Origin of the sequence: Halorussus salinus (genome assembly GCF_004765815.2) — an archaeon.
Taxonomy (GTDB): Archaea; Halobacteriota; Halobacteria; order Halobacteriales; family Haladaptataceae; genus Halorussus; species Halorussus salinus.
Window position 1 is genome coordinate 82,953 of the sequence record NZ_ML974128.1, and the last position, 23,126, is coordinate 106,078.

At 66.9% G+C, this 23,126-nt stretch carries 24 protein-coding genes and 1 tRNA gene; 13 read left to right on the top strand and 12 right to left on the bottom strand.

Going from position 1 to position 23,126, the window contains the following annotated elements:
- Positions 1–15: 15 nt before the first annotated feature.
- The 4 genes from EPL00_RS08450 to EPL00_RS08465 all read left to right on the top strand — a co-directional run bounded on the left by EPL00_RS08450 (position 16) and on the right by EPL00_RS08465 (position 3,658).
- Complete coding sequence (locus EPL00_RS08450; RefSeq protein WP_135853117.1) at positions 16–666, top strand: reverse transcriptase-like protein; 651 nt, start codon at positions 16–18, stop codon at positions 664–666.
- Positions 667–1,519: 853 nt separating this feature from the next.
- Positions 1,520–2,029: a CBS domain-containing protein gene (locus tag EPL00_RS08455; RefSeq protein WP_135853116.1), complete on the top strand. Its 510-nt coding sequence runs from the start codon at positions 1,520–1,522 to the stop codon at positions 2,027–2,029.
- A gap of 355 nt (positions 2,030–2,384) precedes the next feature.
- Positions 2,385–3,311: a DMT family transporter gene (locus EPL00_RS08460; RefSeq protein ID WP_135853115.1), complete on the top strand. Its 927-nt coding sequence runs from the start codon at positions 2,385–2,387 to the stop codon at positions 3,309–3,311.
- A gap of 116 nt (positions 3,312–3,427) precedes the next feature.
- Positions 3,428–3,658 carry a hypothetical protein gene (locus tag EPL00_RS08465; protein ID WP_135853114.1) on the top strand — a complete coding sequence of 77 codons (231 nt, stop codon included), beginning with the start codon at positions 3,428–3,430 and terminating at the stop codon, positions 3,656–3,658.
- 17 nt (positions 3,659–3,675) lie between these two features.
- Here the strand turns inward: EPL00_RS08465 and EPL00_RS08470 are convergent, their stop codons facing one another.
- Positions 3,676–4,644 (bottom strand): aldo/keto reductase, encoded by a 969-nt coding sequence (locus EPL00_RS08470; RefSeq protein ID WP_135853113.1) that lies wholly within the window; start codon positions 4,642–4,644, stop codon positions 3,676–3,678.
- A gap of 199 nt (positions 4,645–4,843) precedes the next feature.
- Positions 4,844–5,140, bottom strand: coding sequence for a hypothetical protein (locus EPL00_RS08475; protein WP_135853112.1), 297 nt, complete (start codon positions 5,138–5,140; stop codon positions 4,844–4,846).
- Positions 5,141–5,547: 407 nt separating this feature from the next.
- Between EPL00_RS08475 and EPL00_RS08480 the strand changes: the two genes are divergently transcribed.
- Positions 5,548–5,817: a hypothetical protein gene (locus EPL00_RS08480; protein WP_135853111.1), complete on the top strand. Its 270-nt coding sequence runs from the start codon at positions 5,548–5,550 to the stop codon at positions 5,815–5,817.
- A 48-nt stretch (positions 5,818–5,865) separates the two neighbouring features.
- Positions 5,866–7,065 (top strand): M24 family metallopeptidase, encoded by a 1,200-nt coding sequence (locus EPL00_RS08485; RefSeq protein WP_238398184.1) that lies wholly within the window; start codon positions 5,866–5,868, stop codon positions 7,063–7,065.
- 12 nt (positions 7,066–7,077) lie between these two features.
- On the opposite strand, the gene EPL00_RS08490 is transcribed toward EPL00_RS08485, so the two are convergent.
- Positions 7,078–7,227, bottom strand: a tRNA-Met gene (locus EPL00_RS08490).
- A 232-nt stretch (positions 7,228–7,459) separates the two neighbouring features.
- Here EPL00_RS08490 and EPL00_RS08495 point away from each other — a divergent pair.
- Complete coding sequence (locus EPL00_RS08495) at positions 7,460–8,842, top strand: DUF7115 domain-containing protein (RefSeq protein WP_135853109.1); 1,383 nt, start codon at positions 7,460–7,462, stop codon at positions 8,840–8,842.
- A 46-nt stretch (positions 8,843–8,888) separates the two neighbouring features.
- Here EPL00_RS08495 and EPL00_RS08500 read toward each other — a convergent pair whose 3' ends face one another.
- Complete coding sequence (locus EPL00_RS08500) at positions 8,889–9,311, bottom strand: DUF5830 family protein (protein WP_135853108.1); 423 nt, start codon at positions 9,309–9,311, stop codon at positions 8,889–8,891.
- Positions 9,312–9,434: 123 nt separating this feature from the next.
- Between EPL00_RS08500 and EPL00_RS08505 the strand changes: the two genes are divergently transcribed.
- The 5 genes from EPL00_RS08505 to EPL00_RS08525 all read left to right on the top strand — a co-directional run bounded on the left by EPL00_RS08505 (position 9,435) and on the right by EPL00_RS08525 (position 13,071).
- A complete protein-coding gene (locus tag EPL00_RS08505) occupies positions 9,435–10,106 on the top strand; it encodes a TVP38/TMEM64 family protein (RefSeq protein ID WP_135853107.1) in 672 nt (223 codons plus the stop codon).
- A gap of 112 nt (positions 10,107–10,218) precedes the next feature.
- On the top strand, positions 10,219–10,764 hold the full coding sequence (locus tag EPL00_RS08510; protein ID WP_135853106.1) for a PGF-CTERM sorting domain-containing protein: 546 nt from the start codon (positions 10,219–10,221) through the stop codon (positions 10,762–10,764).
- Positions 10,765–10,886: 122 nt separating this feature from the next.
- On the top strand, positions 10,887–12,437 hold the full coding sequence (locus EPL00_RS08515) for a molybdopterin-dependent oxidoreductase (RefSeq protein ID WP_135853248.1): 1,551 nt from the start codon (positions 10,887–10,889) through the stop codon (positions 12,435–12,437).
- Between the two features lie 36 nt (positions 12,438–12,473).
- The gene (locus EPL00_RS08520) at positions 12,474–12,749 is read left to right on the top strand and encodes an ArsR/SmtB family transcription factor (protein WP_135853105.1); all 276 of its coding nucleotides are present in this window, start codon (positions 12,474–12,476) and stop codon (positions 12,747–12,749) included.
- Positions 12,750–12,783: 34 nt separating this feature from the next.
- Positions 12,784–13,071: a hypothetical protein gene (locus EPL00_RS08525; protein WP_135853104.1), complete on the top strand. Its 288-nt coding sequence runs from the start codon at positions 12,784–12,786 to the stop codon at positions 13,069–13,071.
- Positions 13,072–13,098: 27 nt separating this feature from the next.
- On the opposite strand, the gene EPL00_RS24275 is transcribed toward EPL00_RS08525, so the two are convergent.
- From EPL00_RS24275 to EPL00_RS08540, 4 genes are all read right to left on the bottom strand, one after another.
- Positions 13,099–13,281, bottom strand: a complete 183-nt coding sequence (locus EPL00_RS24275; protein WP_135853103.1) for an HVO_2523 family zinc finger protein — start codon at positions 13,279–13,281, stop codon at positions 13,099–13,101.
- A 74-nt stretch (positions 13,282–13,355) separates the two neighbouring features.
- Complete coding sequence (locus tag EPL00_RS08535) at positions 13,356–14,753, bottom strand: aryl-sulfate sulfotransferase (RefSeq protein WP_135853102.1); 1,398 nt, start codon at positions 14,751–14,753, stop codon at positions 13,356–13,358.
- On the bottom strand, positions 14,741–14,872 hold the full coding sequence (locus tag EPL00_RS24010; RefSeq protein WP_274380987.1) for a hypothetical protein: 132 nt from the start codon (positions 14,870–14,872) through the stop codon (positions 14,741–14,743). Before EPL00_RS24010 ends, EPL00_RS08535 begins: the two co-directional genes overlap by 13 nt.
- Before the next feature lie 152 nt (positions 14,873–15,024).
- Positions 15,025–18,171: an adenosylcobalamin-dependent ribonucleoside-diphosphate reductase gene (locus EPL00_RS08540; RefSeq protein ID WP_135853101.1), complete on the bottom strand. Its 3,147-nt coding sequence runs from the start codon at positions 18,169–18,171 to the stop codon at positions 15,025–15,027.
- Between the two features lie 400 nt (positions 18,172–18,571).
- Between EPL00_RS08540 and EPL00_RS08545 the strand changes: the two genes are divergently transcribed.
- Complete coding sequence (locus EPL00_RS08545) at positions 18,572–18,766, top strand: hypothetical protein (protein ID WP_135853100.1); 195 nt, start codon at positions 18,572–18,574, stop codon at positions 18,764–18,766.
- Positions 18,767–18,939: 173 nt separating this feature from the next.
- Here the strand turns inward: EPL00_RS08545 and trpG are convergent, their stop codons facing one another.
- Genes trpG through trpD form a run of 4 tightly spaced genes read right to left on the bottom strand, consistent with a single transcriptional unit; the run spans position 18,940 to position 22,920 of the window.
- On the bottom strand, positions 18,940–19,566 hold the full coding sequence (gene trpG, locus EPL00_RS08550; RefSeq protein WP_135853099.1) for an anthranilate synthase component II: 627 nt from the start codon (positions 19,564–19,566) through the stop codon (positions 18,940–18,942).
- Complete coding sequence (trpE, locus tag EPL00_RS08555) at positions 19,563–21,227, bottom strand: anthranilate synthase component I (RefSeq protein ID WP_135853098.1); 1,665 nt, start codon at positions 21,225–21,227, stop codon at positions 19,563–19,565. The genes trpG and trpE overlap by 4 nt, the downstream gene beginning before the upstream one ends.
- Positions 21,224–21,919: a phosphoribosylanthranilate isomerase gene (locus EPL00_RS08560; RefSeq protein ID WP_135853097.1), complete on the bottom strand. Its 696-nt coding sequence runs from the start codon at positions 21,917–21,919 to the stop codon at positions 21,224–21,226. Before EPL00_RS08560 ends, trpE begins: the two co-directional genes overlap by 4 nt.
- A complete protein-coding gene (gene trpD, locus EPL00_RS08565) occupies positions 21,916–22,920 on the bottom strand; it encodes an anthranilate phosphoribosyltransferase (RefSeq protein WP_135853096.1) in 1,005 nt (334 codons plus the stop codon). Before trpD ends, EPL00_RS08560 begins: the two co-directional genes overlap by 4 nt.
- Between the last annotated feature and the right edge of the window lie 206 nt (positions 22,921–23,126).

The following is a 23,126-nucleotide window of genomic DNA, read 5'->3' on the forward strand; positions in this document are numbered from 1 at the left end:
ACCGATAGATGTGATATGGCCGTTCACGGCCGTTCCTCCCCACTCCGGGCACTGTTCGACGAATCGCCCACGCCGCACATCGCCCACCCGCCGCGGACGCATCACCGCGATTTCTACGTCGCCACCGACGGTTCCTACAACCTCCAGCGCGACGAGGGCGGACTGGGTGCAATCATCGAAACGCGAGACGGCGAGCGGGTTGCTCGCCTCTCGGTCCCCGACGAGTCGGTCACGGACAACAACGTGGCCGAGTACCGGGCGCTCCACCTCGGACTCGACGTACTGGCGGCGCGCGCGCCGACCGGTGCGCGGGTCGGCGTCGTCGTGGACCACGACGACCTCGCGGCCAACGTCAACAGCGCGGCGCTGGCGACTCGTCGGACTGACCACACGCCACCGCGGGAACTATCGGTTCCACCCGCGGGCAGACATCACTGGCGCGGGATTCGAGCGCGGGTCTGTCGGTTCGGCGAACTCCGGGCCGCGGTCCTCGAAAGCGACCGGAACCCGGCCCACGCGCTGGCGAACGCGCCCGAGGAGTTCGCCCACGTCAACCACGAACCCGACCGGTGTCTCCTGCCGGAGCGAGCGACCTCCAGCGAGGCCCAGATTCCGCCGCCCTCGCGGGCCGACCGGACCGCGACCGACTCGCGGGCCAGCGACTGACGGCGGGGTCGCCCCGACGAGAGCAGTCGCCGGTCGCTCCTCGTGGCCGACGAGAGCAGTCGCTGGCCGAGCAAGCCGGTATTCGCGGCGACGCCGCGGCTATCTGCCGGGCCGCCACTCGACGGCATCGCCGTCCGTGACGGACCCGCCGGAACGACGCTTCTGGACAGCCCTGCCGCTATCGGCGCTCGCTGGCGACCGAGGAGACACCGCTCGTCGCCCGGCGGGGGCTTCCCCCGAGCGTGGGGCGACGACCGTCCGGTCGCACCCGACCACGGACCCGACTCGCGGAACGGCCTACTCCACCAGTCCGACCGCGTAGACGTGTCTGCGAAGGGCCTCCTCGGAGTCGAACGACTCGCCGCACGCCTCGCAGACGTACCGATGTTTCTCGTCCATAGCCACGAGAACGACCGGAAACGGCGTAAGCGTTGTTCGAAACCTCGCCGAACGAGTACGACGAGACTCGTGACGACCGGTGAGACTCGGCAAATGGGGCGACGACGGTGACGGCTGGAGAGAGGGCGACGACGGACGGGACTGCGACCAGCGACGGACACGCGCCGAGTTGGTCGCGGTCTCGTATTTGAACGTTCGCCCGACGCGGTACGTCTTCGCACACCACCGTCGCGGATGAAGACGGGCGGCCAGCCCGCTATTGGAGTGATTATACATTTCCTAAGCGTCGCTTCATACCAGTTAGAGACTGCTACAGTTATCTTCCCTTCTATCTGCTCGTCCATTTGTCCACCCGGCCGACGAACGAGAAGACCGACTTCTCACCCAACCGGAGACGAGACGGACCTGTCGCCCAACCGGAAACGATACGGCCTGCGGTGACGCAGTTTCGGGTATGAACGCCAGCGACCTGATGACCGACGAGGTAGAGACGGTCCACGAGGAGGACGACATCAGCGACGTACTGACGCGACTCGCACAGGCGGACTTCAACGGCTTCCCCGTCGTGGACGACGACGAGCGCGTGGTCGGCATCGTGACCCAGCACGACCTCGTCCACATCTTCCAGCCGAGCGACCGGACGCTCTGGATTCCGGTCGGCTTCCCGCCGTTCTTGGAGACGCTGGAGTACGCCATCGACCTCTCGTGGGACGACCTCGACACCGAACTCGGCCTGCTGAAACACGCGAGCAAGCCCGTCCGCACCGTCATGACCGAGGAGGTCGTGACGGTCGAACCCGACACCGACTTCGACCGCATCCTCGACCTGCTGGCCGACGACGAGCGGGACATCAACCGCCTGCCGGTCGTGGACGACGAGGGCAGGCTCCTCGGTATCGTGGCCCGCCAAGACGTGCTTCGGGCGGTCCGCGACGAACGCCGGAGGACTGACGCTGGGCTGTAATCGACCCCGGACGAATCGGTTTCCCGTGTCGACGCTTTTGAGCGAACGGCAGTCGAGAACACAGCGAATACGTCGTAGAAAGCCCCCGCCCGGTCGCGGTCGCTCGGCGACATATCCGACGGACGTAGTTGCGTCGGATAGGGGTCGCCGAAGCGACCAAGCGTTGCGCGACCGGGCGGCCCCTTTCAGTCCACCCAAACCGTCGTCGGCCGGGCCGAGCGCATTTCGGTGGTTCGTATCCCCGAGTGTCTACGGTCGGCCATGCCAGCGAGCGCATTCGAGCGTCGCCACCCTCGCAACCGGCAACCCCGACGCCCATCGAAACGTTCAGGCACCGAGAGCGGTCAGTGAGAGCGTGAGCAGATACCGGAACGTCGCGCTGTTCGTCGCGCTGGCCGCGGTGTGGGGGTCCGCGTTCATGGCCATCAAGGCCGGACTCGACTACTTCCCGCCGGTCCTCTTCGCCGCGATTCGCTACGACATCGCGGGCGTGCTGATGCTGGCCTACGCCGTCTACGCGACCGACCGCTGGCGGCCGCGAACTCGCGGCGAGTGGCAACTGGTCGCGGTCGGCGCGACCCTGCTGATAGCGGGCTATCACGCCTTCCTGTTCGTCGGCGAGCAGTACACGACCAGCGCCGTCGCGGCGGTCATCATCAGCCTGAATCCAGTGCTGACGACCGGGTGCGCGCGACTCTTTCTCCCGAGCGAGCGACTGACTCCGACGGGCATCGCTGGCCTGCTGTTGGGACTCGTCGGCGTCGTCGTCCTGAGCAATCCGGACCCGAACAACCTCGTGACCTCGGGCGTGGTCGGACAGGCGCTGGTGCTGGCCGCGGCCGCGTCGTTCGCCTTGGGGAGCGTCCTGACCCGCCGTATCGACGCCGAGTTACCTATCGAGACGATGGAGGCGTGGTCGATGGTGCTGGGCGCACTCTTGATGCACGCTATCAGCGTCGCCCGCCCGAGCGAGTCGCTGGCCGCGGTGCGGTGGACGCCCGAGGCCATCTGGGCGATGGCGTACCTCTCCATCGCGGCGAGCGCGCTCGGCTTTCTGGTCTACTTCGACCTGCTGGAGCGGCTCGGTCCCATCGAAATCAACCTCGTCTCGTACGTCGCGCCCGTCTTTGCGGCCGTCTCCGGCTGGTGGTTCCTCGACGAAATCATCGACCTCACGACCGTCGCGGGCTTCCTCGTCATCTTCGCGGGGTTCTGTCTGGTCAAACGCGAGGCGCTGGCCCGCGAACTTCCGAAGCTCCGAGCCGTCGTGACTCGGCGCTGACCGTCGAGAGCGTCAGTGTCGCCGCCCGTCGCACTCGCCGCCTGTCGCACTCGCCGCCCGCCGACCGGGTCGCCCCGACCAGAAGGACTTTGAGGAGCCGCCGAACACCCCCGACAATGACCGAACGGGGCAACGAGTTCACCGGGTTCGCGCCCGAGCGAGACGAGACCGGAGACCGGTCGGGCCGACTCCGGTCGCGGGCCGCGAGCGTCCTCTTCGCGGTCGGAGTCGTCGTCGTGGCCGCCAACAGCGCGCTCTACTTTTTCGACGTAGACCTGCTGTCGCACCCGGCGGTCTCGCTCCTCGGACTCGCACTGTTGGTGCCGCTGTACCTCCGAGAACGCTGAATCCCGAACGAAGCGGGCTACTTCGCCTCGGCGAGCCGCTGGAACTGCCCGGCCGTGAGGTCGATGTCCGTCGCCGCGAGGTTCTCGTTCAACTGCTCGACCGTGCGCGCGCCGACGATGGGTGCCGTGACCTGCTCGTGGTCGGTCAGCCACGCGAGGCTCACCTGCGCCGGACTCGCGCCGACCTCCTCGGCGACGGCTTCGACGGCCTCTAGCGCGTCGAAGTTCTCGTCGGTGAGATACGAGTCGCGGAACTGCTGGTCGGTCGCGCCGCGAGTTCCCTTCGGAGGTTTCTCGCCGCGACTGTACTTGCCGGTCAGGAAGCCGCCAGCGAGCGGACTCCACGGCACGACGCCGATGTCGTAGTCGGCGCACATTTCGAGGTAGTTCCCCTCTATCTCGCGGTTGGCGAGGTTGTACCGGGGCTGAGCGAGCTTGAACGGCTCGTAGCCGCGCTTGTCGGCCAGTTCGTTCGCCTTGGCGACCTTCCACGCGTTCGGTTCGAGCGTCGAGGCCCCGAGGTAGTTGACCTTCCCGTCGCGGACGAACTCGTCCAGCGTGCGCACGAACTCCTCGGCGGGCGTCTCGTCGTCCCACCGATGGATGTACAGCACGTCCACGTAGTCGGTCCCGAGGCGGTCCAGAATCTCGTCGATGTTGTTCCGCAGGTGCTTGCGCGAGAGTCCCTGTCCGTTCGGGCCGTCGCGGGTCGGCCAGTATATCTTCGAGGCGACGACGTAGTCCTCGCGCTCGCGGTCGGACAGCCAGTTGCCGATGTACTCCTCGCTCCGACCGTCGCCGTACATGTCGGCGGTGTCGATGAAGTTCCCGCCAGCGTCGGCGTAGGCGTCGAGGAGCTTGCGGGCGCGCTTCTCGCCGATTTCGACCTCGCCGTCGTCGTTCTCTCGACCGAACCGCCACGTGCCGAACGCGATTTCGCTGACAGTCGTGCCAGTCGGACCGAGCGACACCGTGTCCAGTTCCATGCTCCGACGTTGCCCGACCGACCGGTTAAAGTCGTCCTTTCGCTCGGAACGACGGGACAGAAACGAAACGGTTGCGGGAGGAGACGGGGAGGACGAAGGAGCGCAGACCCGAGAGCGAAAGGAGAGGAGACGCGGGAAAAGACCCGAGAGACACAAGCAGACGAGAACGCGGGGGCGGCGAGTGGAGGGCCGAAGGTCGTCAGTCCTGCTTGTGGCTGTGTCCCGCGAGGAGGGCCGCGAGATTCAGCGCCAGCAGGCCGACGAAGGTGAGCAGTTCGCCCTGCGACGAGATGCCGTTGAACAGCAGCGGCACGTAGAGGAACGGCAGGGCGATGGCCGACCAGAAGCCGACGACTTCGAACGGCGTCGTGAGCGCGTGGTCTCGGTAGTGGTCGTACAGGGTCGCGAGTTTCGTGCGCCCTGCGGTTCCTTCACCGGCCTCCGCAGGGGAGCCGATAGTCGAGTTGCTTTCGTTCTGGAGGGTGGATTCGGTCATGGGGACATCTCGACCTCAACAACTCGTTACACAGGGAGGGTCATATAACGCGACGAGCGTTAGTGCGATTTCAGAATAGTTCATCGAAAAACGTGCTGGAGAGTACTTTTCAAAACAGGCTCTAATAGCTCGATAAAATTTAAAACCGTTTCTCAACGATTTTCTCTCGAAAGAGCTGCGTTCAGAAATGTGGGCATACCGATGACCAGCCGAGGGTAATCAGGCGTTGCCTGTGTGCGAACAGGCGACACAGACGCGCGATTCGCACTGCGGTTGGGGTCCGATTCAGTGACGTTAGGTGAGTAGTAACCGTCGCCGCTCGACTACCCGACGGGCGTTCGTCGGTCTGCCGACGCGAGCGACGACGGCGATAAAAGGTGAAGGGACAGCGCGAGAAATGAACCGATATGAGCGAGCGAGCAGAGTGGATGCATCCCGAGGACGACCACTTGCTCGCGCTCCTGCGCACCGAGCGCAAGGACACGTTTAGCGCCGTCGCCGCGCAGTTACCGCTCACGCGCGAGCAGGTCGCCGACCGCTGTCGGACGCTGGCCGCCCACGGACTGGTCGAACACCTCGGGAGCGACATCTACACCATCAGTCCGCTCGGCGAGCGGTACCTCGACGGAGACATCGACGCCGAGGAAATTCCTACTCTCGACGACGAGTACGAGTAGCCGCCGGAATACTCTTTTGCTGACACTCCGAACCGCCACGCAGTGACCATGGACACCGACCTCGTCGCCGAGAAAACCGAACAAGCCGCCGAAGTGCTGGCCGAGCGGAACATCGACTGCTGGCTCACCTTCTGCCGCGAGACGACCGAAATCTCCGAACCGAACCTCCCCTTCCTGCTCGGGTTCGACGTGGTGTGGCCGACCGCTATCGTGGTCTCGAAGACGGGCCGGTCGGCGGTCGTCCTCGGCCGTCACGACGCGCCGAACGCCAGCGAGTTACCCCACGACGTAATTCCGTACGACGAGTCGCTCGGGGAGCCACTCCTCGAACTTCTCCGCGAGGAGGACCCCGACGAAATCGCGGTGAACTACTCGCGCGACGACAACACCGCCGACGGCCTGACTCACGGAATGTTCCTGCGACTGCGCGACATCCTCGACGGGAGCGACTACGAGGAGTCGTTGACCAGCGCCGAGGAGGTCGTCTCGGCAGTCCGGGGGGTCAAGTCACCCACCGAACGCGAGCGCGTCGAGCAGGCAGTCGCGACGACGCAAGAACTGCTCGGTGACGTGCGCGAACGGTGGGACCCCGACTGGATGGAAGCCGACGTGGCCGACTGGCTCCACGCGCGCATGGACGAGCGCGACCTCGGGAGCGCGTGGAGTTGGGACTACTGTCCGACGGTCCACGCGGGCGGCGAGAGCGACATCGGCCACACTCTGCCGGGCGACCGGACCCTCCCGGCGGGGGAAGTCTTGCACGTCGATTTCGGGGTGAAGCAGGACGGGTACAGCGCCGACATGCAACGGCTCTGGTACCGGCCGTCGGACGAGTGGCCTGACCCACCCGCCGACCTCGACGCGGCCTTCGCCGACGTGCGCGCCGCCATCGAGGCTGGCCGGGAGCGAATCGAACCGGGCGTGCCGGGCCACGAAGTGGACACCGCCGCCCGCGAGACGCTGACCGACCGCGGCTGGCCGGAGTACGACCACGCCTTCGGCCATCAGGTCGGCCGGAACGCCCACGACGGCGGGACGCTCCTCGGGCCGCGCTGGGACCGCTACGGAACCGCCCCGCAGGGCGAGATTCGAGCGGGCGAGATTTACACCGTCGAGTTGGGCGTCGAGACGGAGTGGGGGTATCTCGGACAGGAGGAGATGGTCGCGGTCACGGCCGACGGGACCGAGTGGCTGACCGACCCGCAGGAGGAGTTGTGGAGAATCGGCGAGGAGACTAACGAATCGTAGAAATTGTAGAAGTGCCCGGGGAGGGCTCCGAACCCTCGATCTCCGCATGACCCAGGTACGAGGCTCGGCGGGCCTCTCGGGCATGGGAGGCTTCCAAGGCCTGAGCACCGAATCTCAGTAACCCTATGAGTGCGGCGCTATGTCCAGCTAAGCCACCCGGGCTCAGTTCTCCGTAGGGGGGTGTTACTCTTTAAAGTTCTCATCTTACTCGGGTTCGGGAGGCCGAGGCACGGTGATTTCGGGAGGAGTCCCGTCGGTCCGGTCGGCCGAGGACGAACGATAGAGAGTCCAAACCAGAAAAACTCTGTCGGTCGCCGGACCGACCTTCTTTCGACCCGAAACCCCGCGGCACTTACCCGGCGGATTTAAGCCGGGGGGCTAATCATACCACTGCATGAGCGTTCCCGGAATCGTACAGTCCCGGCTCGACGGCGAACAGGTCGCGGCGCAGGTCGCCCTCGGCGGCGAGGACGGCCTCTACGTGACTCGCACGCGGACCCTCATCTACCGCGCCGACGGACTCCTGAGCGACGAGTCCGTCGAGGAGTACCCCCACGACGCCGAGCGCATCGAAATCTCCGAGGGGCGGCGCAAGTCGTCCATCGGCCTCGACTACGGCATCGACGGCGAGGAGAAGTTCAAAATCCCGAGCAACCGCCTCTACGAGGCGCTCCACCCCGTGCTGGCGGGCGTGTTGAACGCCGCGGACGTGACCGGACCCGACGAGACGGTCAAGCAGACCTACCAGTTCAGCGAACTTACGCTGGTCATCACCAGCGAGCGCGTCGTCAAGCACGTCGGCGCGGCGGTCTGGGACGAGGACTACGAGGAGTTCCACTTCGACGACGTGACCGCCCTCGACGTGGAGGAGGGAAGCGTCTCGTCACAGATCATCATCGAGACCGACGGCCGCCCCCAACGCATCAAGACGCCGAGCGACCAGACCCGCGAGGTCCGCGAGCGCATCGAGCGCGCGCTGTTGGACCACCACGGGCTGAGTTCCTACGACGAGTTCGCCCGCGCGCACGCCGACCCCGACGAGCAAGCCGAGGCCGAGAAAGCCGCCGCGGACGACGGCGACGACGCGGCCGAGAGCGACGCCGACCCGCTGGCTGGCGGCGGCGTGGACCCCATCGACGCCAACCCGCCGGAACTGGACGACGACGGTGCCATCATCGAGGAGGACGCGAGCGTGACGACCGGCGACCGACCCGACGAGAGCGTCACCACGGCCGAAGCGAGCGAGGCCGCCGCGCGCGCCGCGGAGGCGAGTTCGGAACCGGAAGCCGGGGCGGGCGCGGAAGCGAGTGCGAACCCGGAAACGAGTGCAGGCCCAGAGGCAGGTGCGGACGCGAGCGCAGGCACGGAGACGGCCCGGTCGGACGACCGCAACGACGCCGCCAGCGAGACGAACTCCTCGCACGAGGAGACCCCGCGCGACGACGCGGGACAGGTCCTCGAAGGGACGCCCGACGAGACGGCGACCGAGGGCCGGACGACCGTCACCGACGCCACGAGCGCGGACGCCGCCGACCCCGCCGACGCGACCGCGGCGGCCGCGGCGACCGACAGCGAACCCGCGGACGCGACCGACGACGCCGAAGCGAGCGGATTCGCAGACTCGGGCTTCGAACCGGCGAGTTCGGAGTTGGAGCGGGACGCGACCGACGAGCAACTGGCGGCGCTGACCGAGGCCGTCGAGCGACAGAACGAACTGCTGGCCGAGCAACAGCGCACGCTCCAGCAACTCATCGAAGAACTGAGTCGCGGTCGGTAGGTCGGTCGTCCTCGCGACCGAATCTCGACCGACTCCGCCGAAATCCTCAGTCGCGGCCCGTGACCTTCCGGATGCACTCCGGGCCGAACGCGCCGTGTTCTCCCGCGTCGAGCTTGATGAAGTGACCCGTCGAGATGTTCGCGCCGCACCGCCGACAGGAGAACTCGCCCTCTTTCGTGACGACCTCGCTCTGGAAGCTGACGTAGCCGCCGCCAGTGGTCGTGACGATGCCGTTCTCGCGCTCGATGACCCCGCGCTTCTCGGCCTCGTCCAGAATCTTCCGGGTCGTCGTCGGATGGGTGGTGACGGTCTCGATGCGGTCTACGGCCTCCGCGACCGATAGCTCGGGGTCTTCGAGCTTCGAGAGGAGTTCGACGCCGACCGCTACGGGGTCGGAGCCGTCGCTCGCCTCGTTTCCGTCTGCTCGCTCGTCGTCGGCGGCGCGCTCCGGTGGCTCGTCGTCGGCCATCACCTCGGATTCGCCCGCGAGAGGGATTAAAACTTGCGCGAAGCGCGGCGGTCCGGAGTCCGGTTCGGAACACCTTGACTCGAACCCGAAAGCAGATACCGGCCGGTCTGCAACCACGCCACGATGGCCGACTTCGCGCGCCGCCAAGTCGCCGGACTCGCCCTCGTCGCGGTCGTCGCAGTCGGCAGTCTCCTCGCGGGACCGAACCACCTGTTCGCGGTCGCGCGGGACCTCGCCGACCGGCCGGTCGTCTTCGGTGCGCTGTTGGTCGCGGTCTACCTCGTCCGGCCGCTGTTCGCGTGGCCGACCACGCTCGTCGCGATTCTGGCGGGCTACGCCTACGGCCCGGTCTGGGGGTTCCCGATTGCGCTCGCTGGCACGACGGGGAGCGCGCTCCTGCCGTTCCTCGCGGCGCGCTACGTCGGCACGGGGTCGGGAGAGCGAACCGGTTGGGGGTCCGGGCTGGTCGCGCGCCTCGGCGACTCGGGCGAGCGGTTCTTCGAGGCCACGGGCGACCTGCGGGGGATGGTCGCCTCTCGACTCGCGCCCGCGCCCTCCGACCCGGTCTCGGCGGCGGCGGGCCTCTCGGGCGTCTCGACCGGCGCGTTCGTCGTCGGAACCGCGGTCGGCGAGGTGCCGTGGACTGTCGCGGCCGTCCTCGCGGGCGGTTCGCTCGACCACCTCTCGACTACCGGACTGACCGCGATAAACTGGGAACTCATCGCGGCGGCGGGCGCGGTGGCGGTGGCACTCCTCGCCGGTCCGGCCTACCGCGCCGTGAGCGTCCGGCGATAGCGACAGTCCGTTCGAATTTGGAACGAATTTGGAACGGAGTCGGAGGGAACCGGGAACGAAGTGGGTCGGAGTTCGAAAAATTCCTTTTAGGGTGGCTCTCGCCGGTAGAATCATGCGTTTCGCAACGCTGATTACCGTGGCAGTGGTCGTACTCACCGTCTGTGTCGCGCCGATTACGGCCCAGCAGACGACCCAGTGCGGCCCGCAGAGTAGCGAGATGATGGACAACGAGTCGATGAGCGAGACGACGGCGATGATGAGCAACGAGTCGATGAGCGAGACGACGGCGATGATGAGCAACGAGTCGATGAGCGAGACGACGGCGATGATGAGTAACGAGTCGATGAACGGGACCACCGAGTCGATGGGCGGCATGGCGAACGAGACCACCGACTCGATGGCCTCGGAGACGACGACGTGCGCGAACGACTCGATGTCCGACGATTCGATGGGCGAGACCACGACCGGGACGAGCGACGAGTCGATGTCCGAGACGACCGAGAGTATGAACGATGAGTCGATGAGCGACACCAGCGAGATGGCCGACACCACCGACGCGACCGAGACCGGGTCGAGCGCCTTCGTGCCCGGATTCGGCGTCGGCGCGGCGCTCGTCGCGCTGGTCGCGGCGCTCTACGTCGCGAGGAGGCGACCGTGACCGACCGACCCGACCCGGACGGAAGCGACCGACCCGACCCGGACGGAAGCGACCGACCCGACCCGGACGGAATCGACCCCGCCGACTCGGGCGGTCTCGACCGACACGGTTCGACGGGTCCGTTGGCGTCGAGTCTCGTCGCGGCCGCGGTGGGCGTCGCGGCGGTCGCTGGCTCCTACGCCGCGGTCGGCCGGACGCCAGCATTCGTCGCCGCGCCGATTAGCGAGGTCGTCGTCGCCGCGACGCCCGACGCGGTGGTCGCGTGGTCCATCCAGACGCTCGGTAGCGTCGGGAGTCAACTCGGGTTCCTGCTGGCGCTCGCGCTCACGGTCGGCCTGTTCGCGGTGGCGACCGCGGCCGCGGCCCTCCTCGCAGACCGCTTCGAAGTCCCGGCCGTCGCCGTCGCCCCCGTGGCCTGCGTCGCCGTCGCGCTGGCGCTCACGGGGTCGGTCGCGTCCACGCTCGCGGCCGGTGGCGGCGCGGGACTCGTGGTCGCGCTCGCTTCCGTCGGTACCGGCGGGACCGGCGAGGAGACCGCCGAACGTTCCGACGTTCGCCCGTCGTCGGCCCGGCGGCGCGTCCTCCAAGCCGTCGCTGGCGCGGTCGCGGTGAGCGGTGTCGGCGCGCTCCTCGGCTCCGGCGAGGGCGGTGAGGTGCCCGAGACCGACGGCGAGGTCTCGACCGGCGTCCAGTCCCTGCTGGACGAGGCCGCCGACAAGTCCCTCGATGTCGAGGGCATCGAACCGCTCGTCAGCGAGCAGTTCTATCAGGTGGACATCAACAACGTGGACCCCACGCCGGACCGCGACGAGTGGACGCTCGGCGTGACGGGTGCGGTCGAGGAGGATGCCGAGTTCGACTACGAAGACCTGACCGGTCTCTCGGAGTCGGTCGAACACCGGTTCGTCACGTTGCGATGCGTCGGCGAGGGCCTGAACGGCAAGAAGATGGACACCGCGCTCTGGACCGGCGTGCCCGTGATGGACCTGCTGGAGTCGGCGGGCATCGACGCGGGCGAGAACTGCTGTGTCATGTTCCGCGCGGCCGACGACTACTTCGAGGAGTTCCCCCTCTCGGCGCTCGAAGATGGTTTTCTCGCGTTCGGGATGAACGGCGAACCGCTCCCGCGCGGGCACGGCTACCCGGTCCGCGCGCTGATTCCGGGCCACTGGGGCGAGATAAACGTCAAGTGGATAACTGAAATCGAGGTGCTGGAGGAGGAAGCGAAGGGCTACTGGGAGAAGCGCGGGTGGCACGGTACCGGTCCCGTCAACACCGTCGCCAAACTCCACGCCGTGAATCGGCTGGACGAGGGGACCGACGATTCGGCCGGTAGCGGGACCGAGATGCAGGTCGGCGGCCACGCCTACGCGGGCACACGAGGAATCCAGACGGTGGAGGTCTCGACCGACGGCGGGGATTCGTGGAACGAAGCGACGCTCTCGGAACCGCTACCCGCAAGCCCCGGCGAGGCCACCGCGGACGCCGAAGCCGACGCGACGAACGCCGCCGAGGACGCGTGGCGACAGTGGGAGTACACTTACGAGGCCAGCGACGCCCACGAGGTCGTCGTTCGCGCGACCGACGGCGAGGGGGACCTCCAACCGAGCGAGGAGAGCAAGCCCTTCCCGAGCGGCGCGACCGGGTGGGTCTCGAAGCAGGTAGAGCCGTAAATATAAGCATCGTGCCTGACAAGCGAGAGACAGCAGATGGACAAGGCGCTCTGGTACCTGCTCACGGCGACCCGCGGCGGCGAGAACCGCGCGCGGCTCATCCGCGAACTCTCCGAGCGCCCCCGCAACGCCAACCAACTCGCCGACGCCCTCGACGTGCGGTACAAGACGGTGCGCCACCACCTCGACATGCTCGAAGACCATGGCGTCGTCGAAGCGGGCGACAACGAGTACGGGAAGCTCTACTTCCTCACCGACCAGTTCGAACAGCACCGCGAAGCGTTCGAAGAAATCATGGAACACCTCGAATGACACCGAACAGACAGACCCACGAGGAGACCACAGCATGAGTACGATACAGTTCGCCAGCGGTATCGCGGTCGTGAACATCCTCCTGCTGGGACTGCTCACGACCGTCTGGGTCCGCAACTACCGGAAGTTCCGGACCTCCCTGCTGTTGGGACTGGTCGCGTTTGGGAGCGTCATGCTCGCCGAAAACGTCGTCGCCATCTACTTCTTCTTCAGCATGAAGATGCTCTACTCGGGCGACCCGACCGTCCAGCAGGCCGTGCTGGTGCTTCGCGGCCTTCAACTGGTCGCCATCGCGTTCCTGACGTGGGTCACGATGAAGTAGTCGGTCGCTCCAAAAAATGACAGATTTTTAATAAAAGGTGTCGGCGCAGTCCATGATGATGCCGTGCTGGGGACAGACGTACTTGCAGTGCCGGGAGTACATCGGCGTCTCGCAGATGGGACACGGCCGCCCGCCCTGCTCGCCGGACCCGTCGTCGCCGTCACCTCGCCCTCTCTCACTCTCGTCTCCTCGCTCGGCCGAGTCGCTCATGTCCCAACGACCGGGAGCGAGCGCCAAGACTGTTTCTCTCCGGGCCACTCGCTTCCGAGTCGCTCTCTTCCGGGTCACTCCTCGGACCCTCGCCCGCGGACCAGCAGGTAGCCGCCCCGAATCCAGAGCGCGAGCGCGATGCCGACCGCGAGCAAGTGAACCTCCGACACCCAGTAGGGGAGCGCGACGACGTGGCGAGCGCCCGCCAGTAGCGTCGAGAGGAGCGGCACCCGGTGGTCGAAGACGCCGCCGTCGTCACCGCGTCCCGGACCGTAGGGCGAGACGGCCGCCGCGGGTGGCTCGCTGTACGGCAGGCGGTCGGCCTCGTAGGGGAGCGACGGGACCGCATAGCTCGCCACCACGCTCCCGTTCTCCTCGATTTCGACCACGCGGTTGTTCCGACTGTCCGTGATTAGGGTGTGGCCGTTCGGCAGTCGGTCGGCGTCCCGCGGCCAGTCGAGGTCGATTCTGCCGACCGTCGATACCGACCACGCGACCCCCCACTCGCCGGTCGTCTCGTTCTCGTGGAGTTCGACCGCGCGGTGGTTCTCCGAGTCGGCGACGAGGAGAGCGCCGTCGCCGAGCCAGTGGGGGTTGTGCTGACGGTTCAGCACGTCGGGGTCGCCCTCGTCGTTGATTACGTCGACGACTCCTCGCCCGCGCTCGACCACGAGGAGTTGGTTCCGGTTGCGAATCGAGACCAGAAACCGGCCGTCGCCGATGCGGTCGGCGTCGTTGAGGTGGAGCCAGTCGGTCGTCGTCGGGTCGGCCGGGGCGTCGTAGTGCTGGCTGGCGTTCCACGTCCAGACGCGCTCTCGCGTCTCGGGGTTCAGCACGAAGATGCTCTCGTACTCCATGTCCGCGACGAGGAGGTTCCCCGAGGGGAGCATCTCGGCGTCGTGGACCTCGCTGTCCTCGCGGGTCCGGACCGGGTAGCTCCACTCCCAGACGACCTCGGGGGTCGGTCCGGCGACCTCCGCGGAATCGGTGTTCGAGACGCCCACCGAGTCGGCGGTCGAGACGCCCACCGAGTCGGCGGTCGAGACGCCCGCGGAGTCGGTGCGGGAGTCGGCGTCCGAGACGCCTGCGGAGTCTGCGTTCGTGTCGATGATGCGGACGCCCGTCCGCTTGCAGGGCGATTCGTACCGCCCGCACTCGTCGTAGCCGCCCGCGGCGAACGTCGCTAGCACGGACCCGTTGTCGAGCCGTTGGACGTTCTGGTAGCTGATGATGCCGCCGATGGCCCACCGCACGTCGCCGTGGCCGTCGAGGGCGGTGACGTTGCCGTTCGGTCCCGGCCCCTGCACGCCGACCAACAGCGTGTCGTTCGAGTCTACCTGCCCGGAGACGGTCTCGGTGCCGGGAGCGACCGCCCAACTCGCGGTGAACGCCACGACGAGGAGGCCCGCTCCGGCGAGGACCAGCGCGAGACCGCGGACGGTCGGGGTCGTCGCGTCCGTCACGTCTCGCATCGACGCGTCTCCCGGTCGGAGCGGTCGGTCGTCCGGTCTCGCTCGGTCGCCCGCTCGCCCTCGGCTCTCGGGTTCCGAACCGTCACCTCCACGAGTCCGGCCCCTCGAATCGAATCCATCGCCGGAAGGGGTATGCTATCGACCTACCTAATCGCTCTGGCTCTCGGCCGCAAAAAAGGAGTCATCCGTTCCGACCGACTCGGCGTCAGCGCCGAGTCGCGTCGGCGTCAGTTCCGATTCATGTCGGTATCGGTTCCGATTCGTGTCGGCGTCAGCACTCGCTCCAGCCGCAGGATTCGCAGGTCTTGCAGCCTTCCGAGTAGTACAGCGACAGCGACCCGCAGTCGGGACACTCGGGGCTCTCCCCGGATTCGATGATGTCCTGCTGGTCGGCTTCCTTGCCCGAGGTAGCGACGGCACCGCCGTCGGTTTCGGGGCCGGTGTCGGCGTCTACGTTCGGGCCAGCGTCGGTCGCGACGCCGCCGGACTCCACTTCGTCCTCGACCTCGGTGAGGTTCTTCTGCTGGGGGTAGGCCTTCTCGACTTCGCCGTCGAGGTACCGGCGCATCGCGGTGCCGATGGCGTCCGGGATGGAGTTTATCTGCTCGCCCTTGTCCCACGCGACCTTCGGACTCCGGATGCCCTGTAGCTCGTCGGTAATCTCCTCGGGGTCCACGCCCGACCGGAGCGCGGTCGAGATGGTCTTGGCCAGCGCCTCGGTGAAGGAGGCGGTGAAGCCGCCCGAGTTGCCGATGTTGGCGAACAGCTCGAAGGGTCGGCCTCGGTCGTCTTCGTTGATGTTGACGTAGAGCTTTCCGTACCCGGTGTCGATGCGCTGGGTGATACCGTGGAGTACGTCGGGCCGCGGGCGCTTGCTGGCGTAGGGACTGTCGCCCTCCTCGCCGTCGGCGACTTCCAGTAGCGACTCGACTTCCCGGTCCAAGGCTGCCTGCACCTCGTCGTTGTCGAGGAAGCCGTCGATGCCGCCGAAGACCTCCTGAATCTGCTCGACCAGTTGGGCGGCGGCCTCGCTCTCGTCGGCGAACTCCTTGTTGTCCGCGCGGGTCGTGAGGACCTGCTTGGAGCGGGTGCCGTCGCGGTAGACGGTCACGCCCTTCCCGCCGTTGTCGTAGATGTACTCGTAGACCTCCCGCATGTCCGCCTTGCTGGCGTCGTTCGGGAAGTTACAGGTCTTCGAGATAGCCGAGTCCACGCCCTCCTGACAGGCACACTGGACCGCGGCGTGGTCCTTGCCCGAGAGGTCGGAGGTCACGACGAACAGTTCGCCGATGGCGTCCGGCACGGTGTCGAGACCTTCGACGCCGTCGAACTCGTTTTCGGCCATCTGGTCTTGGGCCTCTCGCTTGACTTCTTCCACGTCGATGTCGTTGTCCTCCAGCACGCGGAGGAAGTAGTCGTCGAACTCCACGAGCATCTCGTCGCCCTGCACGTCGTCGGAGACGTTCTTGTAGTAGGCGACGTTGTAGATGGGTTCGCAACCGCCCGTGGTGTTGCCGACCATCGAAGTCGTGCCGGTCGGCGCGATGGTCGTCGTGTTGTGGTTCCGGATGGCGAAGCCGTCCTCCCAGTCGTCGGCGCTCAGGCCGGTCTGCTTCTCGAACCACTCGCGGTACTCGGTCGGGTTCGCGTACTTGCTGTTGTCCCACTCGTCGAACGCGCCGCGCTCCTCGGCGAGTTCGTGGGAGGTCCACTTCGACTCGTGGTTGATGTAGCGCATCAACTGGCGCGCGATTTCGTTTCCGGCGTCGCTCCCGTACTCGACGCCCAACTGGATGTAGAGTTGAGCGAGTCCCATGACGCCGAGCCCGATTTTGCGCATCTCCCGGACCTTCTGCTCTATCTTCTCGACCGGGAAGTCCGACATCGTGACGACGTTCTCCAAGAACCGGGTGCCGTACTCGATGCGGTGGTCGAACTCGTCCCACGCCATCGCGTCGGCGAGGAAGGCGTCCACGGCCTGCTGGAAGTCGTCGTACTCGTCGCCGTGTTCGTCGTACCAGATCCGCCAGTCGGGTGCATCGGTGTCCGCGAGCGTCGAGAGATTGATGTGGCCGAGGTTGCAGGCCTCGTACTCTTCGAGCGGCTGTTCGCCGCAGGGGTTGGTCGCCAGAATCCGGTGGTCGGGATGCTCCTCCACGTCGAAGGAGTGTTCCTTGTTGACGCGTTCGAGGTAGATGACGCCGGGTTCGCCGTTCTCGTGGGCACCGTCCACGATACGGTCCCAGACGAGTTCGGCCGGAATCGACAGCTCCTCGCCGACTTCGACGTGGTCGCCGAGACCGAACATCTCGTAGAGTTCCTTGGTGTGTTCGGTGGCGACGTGTGGCTCCTCGGTCCGGGGGTTCGTGAACGTGAACTCCTCGCCGTTCTGGACCGCTTCCATGAAGTCGTCGGTGATGCCGACCGAGATGTTGAAGTTCGAGAGATGACCCTCGGCGGCGTTTCGGAGGTGCTTGGGCACGCGGCCCTCGTCGTCGATGAGTTCGCGGGCCTCCTCCAGCGCGTCCTTGAACGAGTTGTGCGTGTAGTCGTCGGGGTCGTTCAGTCGGAGGCTGTGCGCGAGGCTCACGTCCTTGTTCTTCGCGTGGATGAACTGGATAACGTCGGGGTGAGAGACGCGCATGACGCCCATCTGGGCACCGCGCCGGGCACCGCCCTGCGCGATGGTCTCGCACATCTGGTCGTAGGTCCGCATGAACGTGATGGGACCCGAGGCGATGCCGCCCGTGCTTCCCACCGCGTCACCGTAGGGCCGGAGCCGCCAGAAAGCGTAGCCCATGCCGCCGCCGCTCTGGAAGACCTCCGCGGCCTCCTTTGCGGTCTGGTGGATGTTGGTGATGTCGTCGTCCGGGGAGTCAACGAAGCAGGCCGAGAGCTGTTGGAGTTCGTCGCCCGCGTTCATCAGGGTGGGCGAGTTCGGCATGAAGGAGAGGTCCTCCATCAGGGTCTCGAACTCGTCGCGTACCTCCTCTACGTGGTCTCGAATCCCGTCGGGAAGTTCCGGGACGACCGTCTCGTAGGAGAACTTGTTGACGTTGTAGATCGAGAGAGCTGTTTCCGCGTCGTCGTCGGCCGCAGTGCCCTTGCCGAAGACCTCCGCGGCGAGTTCGTCGCGCCGGGGGTGGTCGGGCTTGAGTTGGTCGGGCGTGACCGTGACTTCCTCGTCGCGCTTCTCGGCCTCGTAGACGGCTTCGGCCAAGGCGATGTTCTCGGCCACGCGGGGGAAGAGATCCTCTTGCTCCTCGATGAGATTTCCGTCGGCGTTCTTCCGGAGATAGCGCGCCGGGAGGATGTTGTGGTACGCGTTTCCGGTGAGTCGGTCTTGGAGGGTCTCGCCCTCTGTCCGCTTGATGGGGAGCGTGAGTTCGTCGGCCGTCAGTTCGCCCGCACCGCTCATGCGTCGGTCACCTCGGGCTTCTGTCCGGCGATTCCCGCTCCTGCGAGTGGCGTAGTTCGTATCATTCGTGACGGCGCTTTCATTCTGAGGCCTCCCAAATAAGCATTTCTTTCACTAATCCAAGTTTATTTGGACTGCGATGCCTCTGTTTCAAATTGTACGATGCCGCGAGCGTCCGTCGCGCCGACGCAGATGGGACGGATTCACGGCTCTCGGGTGGTCGCTCAATTGTAGCGTCCGGACCCTAATAAGAGTATGCAGACCGCGGTGGAAGTAGTCAGACAGCGGAATTGTACTTCAGTAATCATTCCCTACGTCGGCGGTATCACACGATTCGGCGCGAGGAGCCGATGTTGAAAGGGCGATACGTTTACGGTCCGGTGCGAACGTTGATTTTAGTATGAATCTCGCACTCGCCGCCGGACCACTCGCGTCCGGACTGCTCGCCGACCCGCTCGGGCAACTGTTGGTCGGACTCGTCGCGCTCGCGGCTATCGTACTGGTTGGACGCGTCCTCCTGAGCGTCGCGTGGAAACTCCTGCTGGTCGCCATCGTGGTCGTCGGCGGACTCTACACGGCTGGCGTCTTACTGTAGTACGCTAAAATTTAAATCCGAAGCCGGGACGACGTTCCCCCGGACGCTCCGCGCGGTCGTACCGAGGGAGTTGACGAGTCAGTCAACAGTGTCGATGACCGTACGACCGCCAGTCCGGATACCCTGAGAAGGCTGAGCCAAATCACGACACTACCGAGCCGCCAGCGATGGGTCTACTCGACGCCGTCGAGGAAGTTCCGAATCACGTCGTGGCCGACGGCCGTCAGCACGCTCTCGGGGTGGAACTGGACGCACTCGATGGGATGCTCGCGGTGGCGCACGCCCATCACCAGCTCCTCTCCGTCGTGGTCGGTCGTCGCGGTCACCTCGAAGCAGTCGGGGACTTCGGTCGCCACCAGCGAGTGGTAGCGTCCCGCGCGGAACCCTTGCTCCAGTCCGGCGTACACGCCGCGCTCGTCGTGGGAGACCGGAAACGCCTTGCCGTGAATCGGTTCGGGCGCACGACCGACCGACCCGCCGTAGGCGTAGACCGCGGCTTCCAGTCCGAGACAGACCCCGAGCGTGGGCACCTCGGGGCTGACCTCGCGGAACACGTCGAGGGTGACGCCCACGTCACGGTCGTTCTTCGGATGGCCCGGTCCGGGCGAGACCACGATGGCGTCGGGGTCGGCCTCGCGCACGTCCGTCAGCGTGGCGGTGTTCCGGACGACCTCGGTCTCGGCGTGTTCGCTCGTGTACTCCACGAGGTTGTACGTGAACGAGTCGAAGTTGTCCACGAAGAGGACCTGCAGGTCGGTAGCGTCGGGTCGAGTCTCACCGCCGTCGAGAGTCCCGGTCATCGTCCCACCTCCGGCGTGTCGGGGTCTGCGTCTGGCGTCTCCGACGACTCGGACTCCTCGATGCGTTCGAGGGCGGTCAGCACCCCGTCCATCTTCTTCTCGGTCTCGTCGTACTCGGCGGCGGGTTCGCTGTCGGCGACGATACCCGCGCCAGCCTGCACGGTGATGCGGTCGCGAGGAGTGGCGTCTGAATCTGATTCGACCGTCGCGGTCCGGATGACGATGGCGAAGTCGGCGTCGCCCGACCACGAGTAGTAACCGACGCCGCCGCCGTAGAGGCCCCGAGGAGTCCGTTCGAGGTCGTCGATGATTTCCATCGCGCGAATCTTGGGCGCGCCCGAGAGCGTCCCGGCGGGGAACGACGCGCGGGTCGCGTCGAAGGGGTCGGCGTCCGCGGCGAGGCGGCCCGTCACGGTACTCTCGATGTGCTGGACGTGGCTGTACTTGAGGACGTTCATGAACTCTTCGACCTGCACGCTACCGGGGTCGCTGACCCGACGCACGTCGTTTCGCGCGAGGTCCACCAGCATGGTGTGTTCGGACCGCTCCTTCCCGTCGGCGAGCATCTCGCCCGCGAGGCGGCGGTCCTCGACCGGACTCGACCCGCGCGAGCAGGTGCCCGCGATGGGGTTGGCCATCACCTCGCGGCCGCGAACCGAGACCAGCGTCTCGGGACTCGCGCCGACCACGGTCAGGTCGTCGTAGCCGAGGAGATACATGTACGGCGAGGGGTTCACGTCCCGAAGTGCCTCGTAGAACCCCAGCGGGTCAACGTCGCCCCGAAGCTCGCGCGTCCGGGAGATGACGCCCTGATAGATGTCGCCGTCGAGGACGTGTTCCTTCGCGGTTCGGACGGCCTCCTCGTACTCGTCGCGGGGTCCGGCCGCGGACGACTCGCGGACGAACCCGCCGGTCTCCGGCGGGTCGGCCGCACCGAGGAGGTCGGCGACGCGCTCGGCCTCGCGCTGGAGGTCGTCGTAGACCGATCCGGCGTCGTCGTCCGGACCCACGAGCGGCGTGAAGACCAGCGAGACGGTCCCAGCGCGGTGGTCGAACGCGACGGTCTTGGTGTTGAGGACGAACTGCGCGTCGGGGAACCGCGAGTCGGGGCGCTCGACGCCCACTTCGTCTAACCAGAGGTCGTACACCGCGTCGTAGGCCAGAAAGCCGACCAATCCGCCCTCGAAGTGCTGGCGCTCCTCGTTGGGGAACCCGCGCTGTTCAGCGTCGGGCATGGCGTCGCGGAGTACGTCGAGCGTGTCGCCCCCGCGGTCGGCGGAGACGTACTTCGCGGCCCGGCCGCCGAGCGACTCGACTGTCACGTCATCGGCGTCAACCGTCACCACCGCGTCGGGGTCGTAGCCGACGTAGGAGTAGCGGGCGTGGCGGTCGCCCGACGTGTCCGGCGAAAATGCGCCGTCCGGGTCGCTCGATGCGGTCTTCTCGGCGCTTTCGAGCAGGAAGGCGTAGTCCGACCGGTCGGCCTCGGTCGAACGGCCGGTGAGCGCCGCGTAGGCCGACAGCGGCGTCGCGTCCGCGTCGAGTTCGACCGCGAGGCGGACGACGGTGGGGTCGTCGCGGCCCGCGAGGTCCACGAACTGTTCGCGCCCCGGCGTCTCGCCACCGGACCCGAGCGTCGGCGCGTCGGAACCCGGCGTCATGGTGCCGGAGTCGAGTGGGTTCGTTTCGCGTTCGCCACGAAGTCGGCGACGGCGTCCGGGTCCTTGCGGCCGGTCGGCGCGTGCGTCTCGTCGGCGGCCGACGGGTCGTCGGACTCCTCGTCGCGGTCCACGCCGCTCGCCACGTCCACGGCGAAGGGTTCGACCGCCTGCACGGCGTCGGCGACGTTGGTGGGGGTGAGGCCGCCAGCGAGGACGACCGGAGAGTCGAGCGTCGAGACGACTTCGGCAGTCCGGCCCCAGTCGTGGGTCTCGCCGGTGCCGCCCGCGCCGTCGTCGTCCACCGAGTCCACGAGGAGCGCGTCGGCCACGTCGTCGTAGCGCCGGGCCGCCTCCGGGTCGGCGGCGTCCACGACCTTGATGACCTTCGCCTCGACGCTGGAGGTCAGGTACGCGAGGTCGCCGACGCCCGCGTCGCCGTGAATCTGCACGGCGTCGGGTTCGATGGTCCGGACGAGTTCGACCGTGCGCTCGGGGGCGTCGGGCATCGTCACGAGGACGCTGGTGACGAACGGCGGCACCGCGTCGGCGATTTCGACCGCGCGCTGCGGGTCGATTTCGCGAGGGGAATCGACGGGCACGTCCACCAGCAGGCCGACCGCGTCGGCACCCGCCTCGACCGCGACGCGGAGGTCGTCGGTGGAGGTGAGCCCGCAAATTTTCACGCGCGTCATGCTGTCACGGTCGTCCGTAGCTCCTCGAACTTGTCGGCCGCGCCGCCGTCGTCGATGGCCTTCGCGGCGAGTTGCGCGCCGTCTTCGAGCGAGTCGGCCTCGCCCGCGACGTAGATGGCCGCTCCGGCGTTGGCGAGGATGATGTCGCGCTTCGCGCCGGTCACCTCGCCCTCCACGATGCCGCGCATGTCCTCGGCGTTCTCCTCGGGGGTGCCGCCGGAGACCGCGCTCACCTCGTGTCGAGAGAGACCGAGGTCCTCGGGGGTGAGCGTGTACTCCTCGATGTCGTCGCCCCGGACCTCCGCAACCGTGGTCTCGTCGTGGATGGCGATCTCGTCCATGCCGGAGCCGTGGACGACGAGCGCGCGCTCGACGCTCATCTGGGCGAGCGCGCGAGCGAGGACGGGCACGAGGTCGGGGTCGTAGACGCCGACGACCTGCGCGTCAGCTCCCGCCGGGTTGGTGAGCGGACCGAGGACGTTGAAGACCGTGCGCATGCCCAGTTCCTGCCGCGGGCCGATGACGGCCTTCATCGCGGGGTGGAAGACGGGCGCGAGCATGAACCCGATGCCGTCGTCTTCGATGGCCTCCTCGACCGCCGGTGGTTCGGCGTCGATTTCGACGCCCGCGACCTCCAGCACGTCGGCGCTCCCCGACGACGAGGAGACCGAGTAGTTGCCGTGTTTGGCGACCGGGACGCCCGCGCCGCTGGCGACGATGGCGCTCGTGGTCGAGACGTTGATGGTGTCGTAGTCGTCGCCGCCCGTGCCGCAGGTGTCCACCAGCGGCGAGCGGTCGGGGTCGATGGTGCGCGCGGCGTCGCGCATGCCTTGGGCGAACCCGGCGATTTCGGTCTCCGTCTCGCCCTTCGCGCGGAGCGCCGCGAGGAGGGCGCCGATTTGGGCCTCAGTCGCCTCCTCGAAGACCGCGGTCGCCGCCTCGCGCGCTTCGTCGAGCGTGAGATTCTCGCCGTCGGTGACGCGTTCGATGTAGTCCTGCATTCTGAATCACCAATGTACTTCTTCGTCTTACAATGAACACAATCGTACATCGACTTAAAGGTGTCGGGGAAGCGAGGCGCGGGGACCTCGGTCGGACGCGCTCGACTGATGAGTTCGACCCGGCGCGTGCGGGCGTCTGCGCGAGCGGTTGCGCGGCGCGGAGCGCCGCGATGAGCGAACGGTGCAACCGTGAGCGGATGCGAGCG

Excerpts from the sequence above, each read along its gene's own strand:
- trpD (WP_135853096.1), bottom strand. The coding sequence starts at position 22,920 with ATGCAGGACTACATCGAACGCGTCACCGACGGCGAGAATCTCACGCTC.
- EPL00_RS08480 (WP_135853111.1), top strand. The coding sequence starts at position 5,548 with ATGAGCGAGCGAGCAGAGTGGATGCATCCCGAGGACGACCACTTGCTC.
- EPL00_RS08450 (WP_135853117.1), top strand. The coding sequence starts at position 16 with ATGGCCGTTCACGGCCGTTCCTCCCCACTCCGGGCACTGTTCGACGAA.
- EPL00_RS08505 (WP_135853107.1), top strand. The coding sequence starts at position 9,435 with ATGGCCGACTTCGCGCGCCGCCAAGTCGCCGGACTCGCCCTCGTCGCG.
- EPL00_RS08475 (WP_135853112.1), bottom strand. The coding sequence starts at position 5,140 with ATGACCGAATCCACCCTCCAGAACGAAAGCAACTCGACTATCGGCTCC.
- EPL00_RS08545 (WP_135853100.1), top strand. The coding sequence starts at position 18,572 with ATGAATCTCGCACTCGCCGCCGGACCACTCGCGTCCGGACTGCTCGCC.
- EPL00_RS08485 (WP_238398184.1), top strand. The coding sequence starts at position 5,866 with ATGGACACCGACCTCGTCGCCGAGAAAACCGAACAAGCCGCCGAAGTG.
- EPL00_RS24010 (WP_274380987.1), bottom strand. The coding sequence starts at position 14,872 with ATGGATTCGATTCGAGGGGCCGGACTCGTGGAGGTGACGGTTCGGAAC.
- EPL00_RS08540 (WP_135853101.1), bottom strand. The coding sequence starts at position 18,171 with ATGAGCGGTGCGGGCGAACTGACGGCCGACGAACTCACGCTCCCCATC.
- EPL00_RS08500 (WP_135853108.1), bottom strand. The coding sequence starts at position 9,311 with ATGGCCGACGACGAGCCACCGGAGCGCGCCGCCGACGACGAGCGAGCA.
- trpE (WP_135853098.1), bottom strand. The coding sequence starts at position 21,227 with ATGACGCCGGGTTCCGACGCGCCGACGCTCGGGTCCGGTGGCGAGACG.
- EPL00_RS08465 (WP_135853114.1), top strand. The coding sequence starts at position 3,428 with ATGACCGAACGGGGCAACGAGTTCACCGGGTTCGCGCCCGAGCGAGAC.
- EPL00_RS08525 (WP_135853104.1), top strand. The coding sequence starts at position 12,784 with ATGAGTACGATACAGTTCGCCAGCGGTATCGCGGTCGTGAACATCCTC.
- EPL00_RS08470 (WP_135853113.1), bottom strand. The coding sequence starts at position 4,644 with ATGGAACTGGACACGGTGTCGCTCGGTCCGACTGGCACGACTGTCAGC.
- EPL00_RS08495 (WP_135853109.1), top strand. The coding sequence starts at position 7,460 with ATGAGCGTTCCCGGAATCGTACAGTCCCGGCTCGACGGCGAACAGGTC.
- trpG (WP_135853099.1), bottom strand. The coding sequence starts at position 19,566 with ATGACCGGGACTCTCGACGGCGGTGAGACTCGACCCGACGCTACCGAC.
- EPL00_RS08520 (WP_135853105.1), top strand. The coding sequence starts at position 12,474 with ATGGACAAGGCGCTCTGGTACCTGCTCACGGCGACCCGCGGCGGCGAG.
- EPL00_RS24275 (WP_135853103.1), bottom strand. The coding sequence starts at position 13,281 with ATGAGCGACTCGGCCGAGCGAGGAGACGAGAGTGAGAGAGGGCGAGGT.
- EPL00_RS08560 (WP_135853097.1), bottom strand. The coding sequence starts at position 21,919 with ATGACGCGCGTGAAAATTTGCGGGCTCACCTCCACCGACGACCTCCGC.
- EPL00_RS08455 (WP_135853116.1), top strand. The coding sequence starts at position 1,520 with ATGAACGCCAGCGACCTGATGACCGACGAGGTAGAGACGGTCCACGAG.
- EPL00_RS08535 (WP_135853102.1), bottom strand. The coding sequence starts at position 14,753 with ATGCGAGACGTGACGGACGCGACGACCCCGACCGTCCGCGGTCTCGCG.
- EPL00_RS08510 (WP_135853106.1), top strand. The coding sequence starts at position 10,219 with ATGCGTTTCGCAACGCTGATTACCGTGGCAGTGGTCGTACTCACCGTC.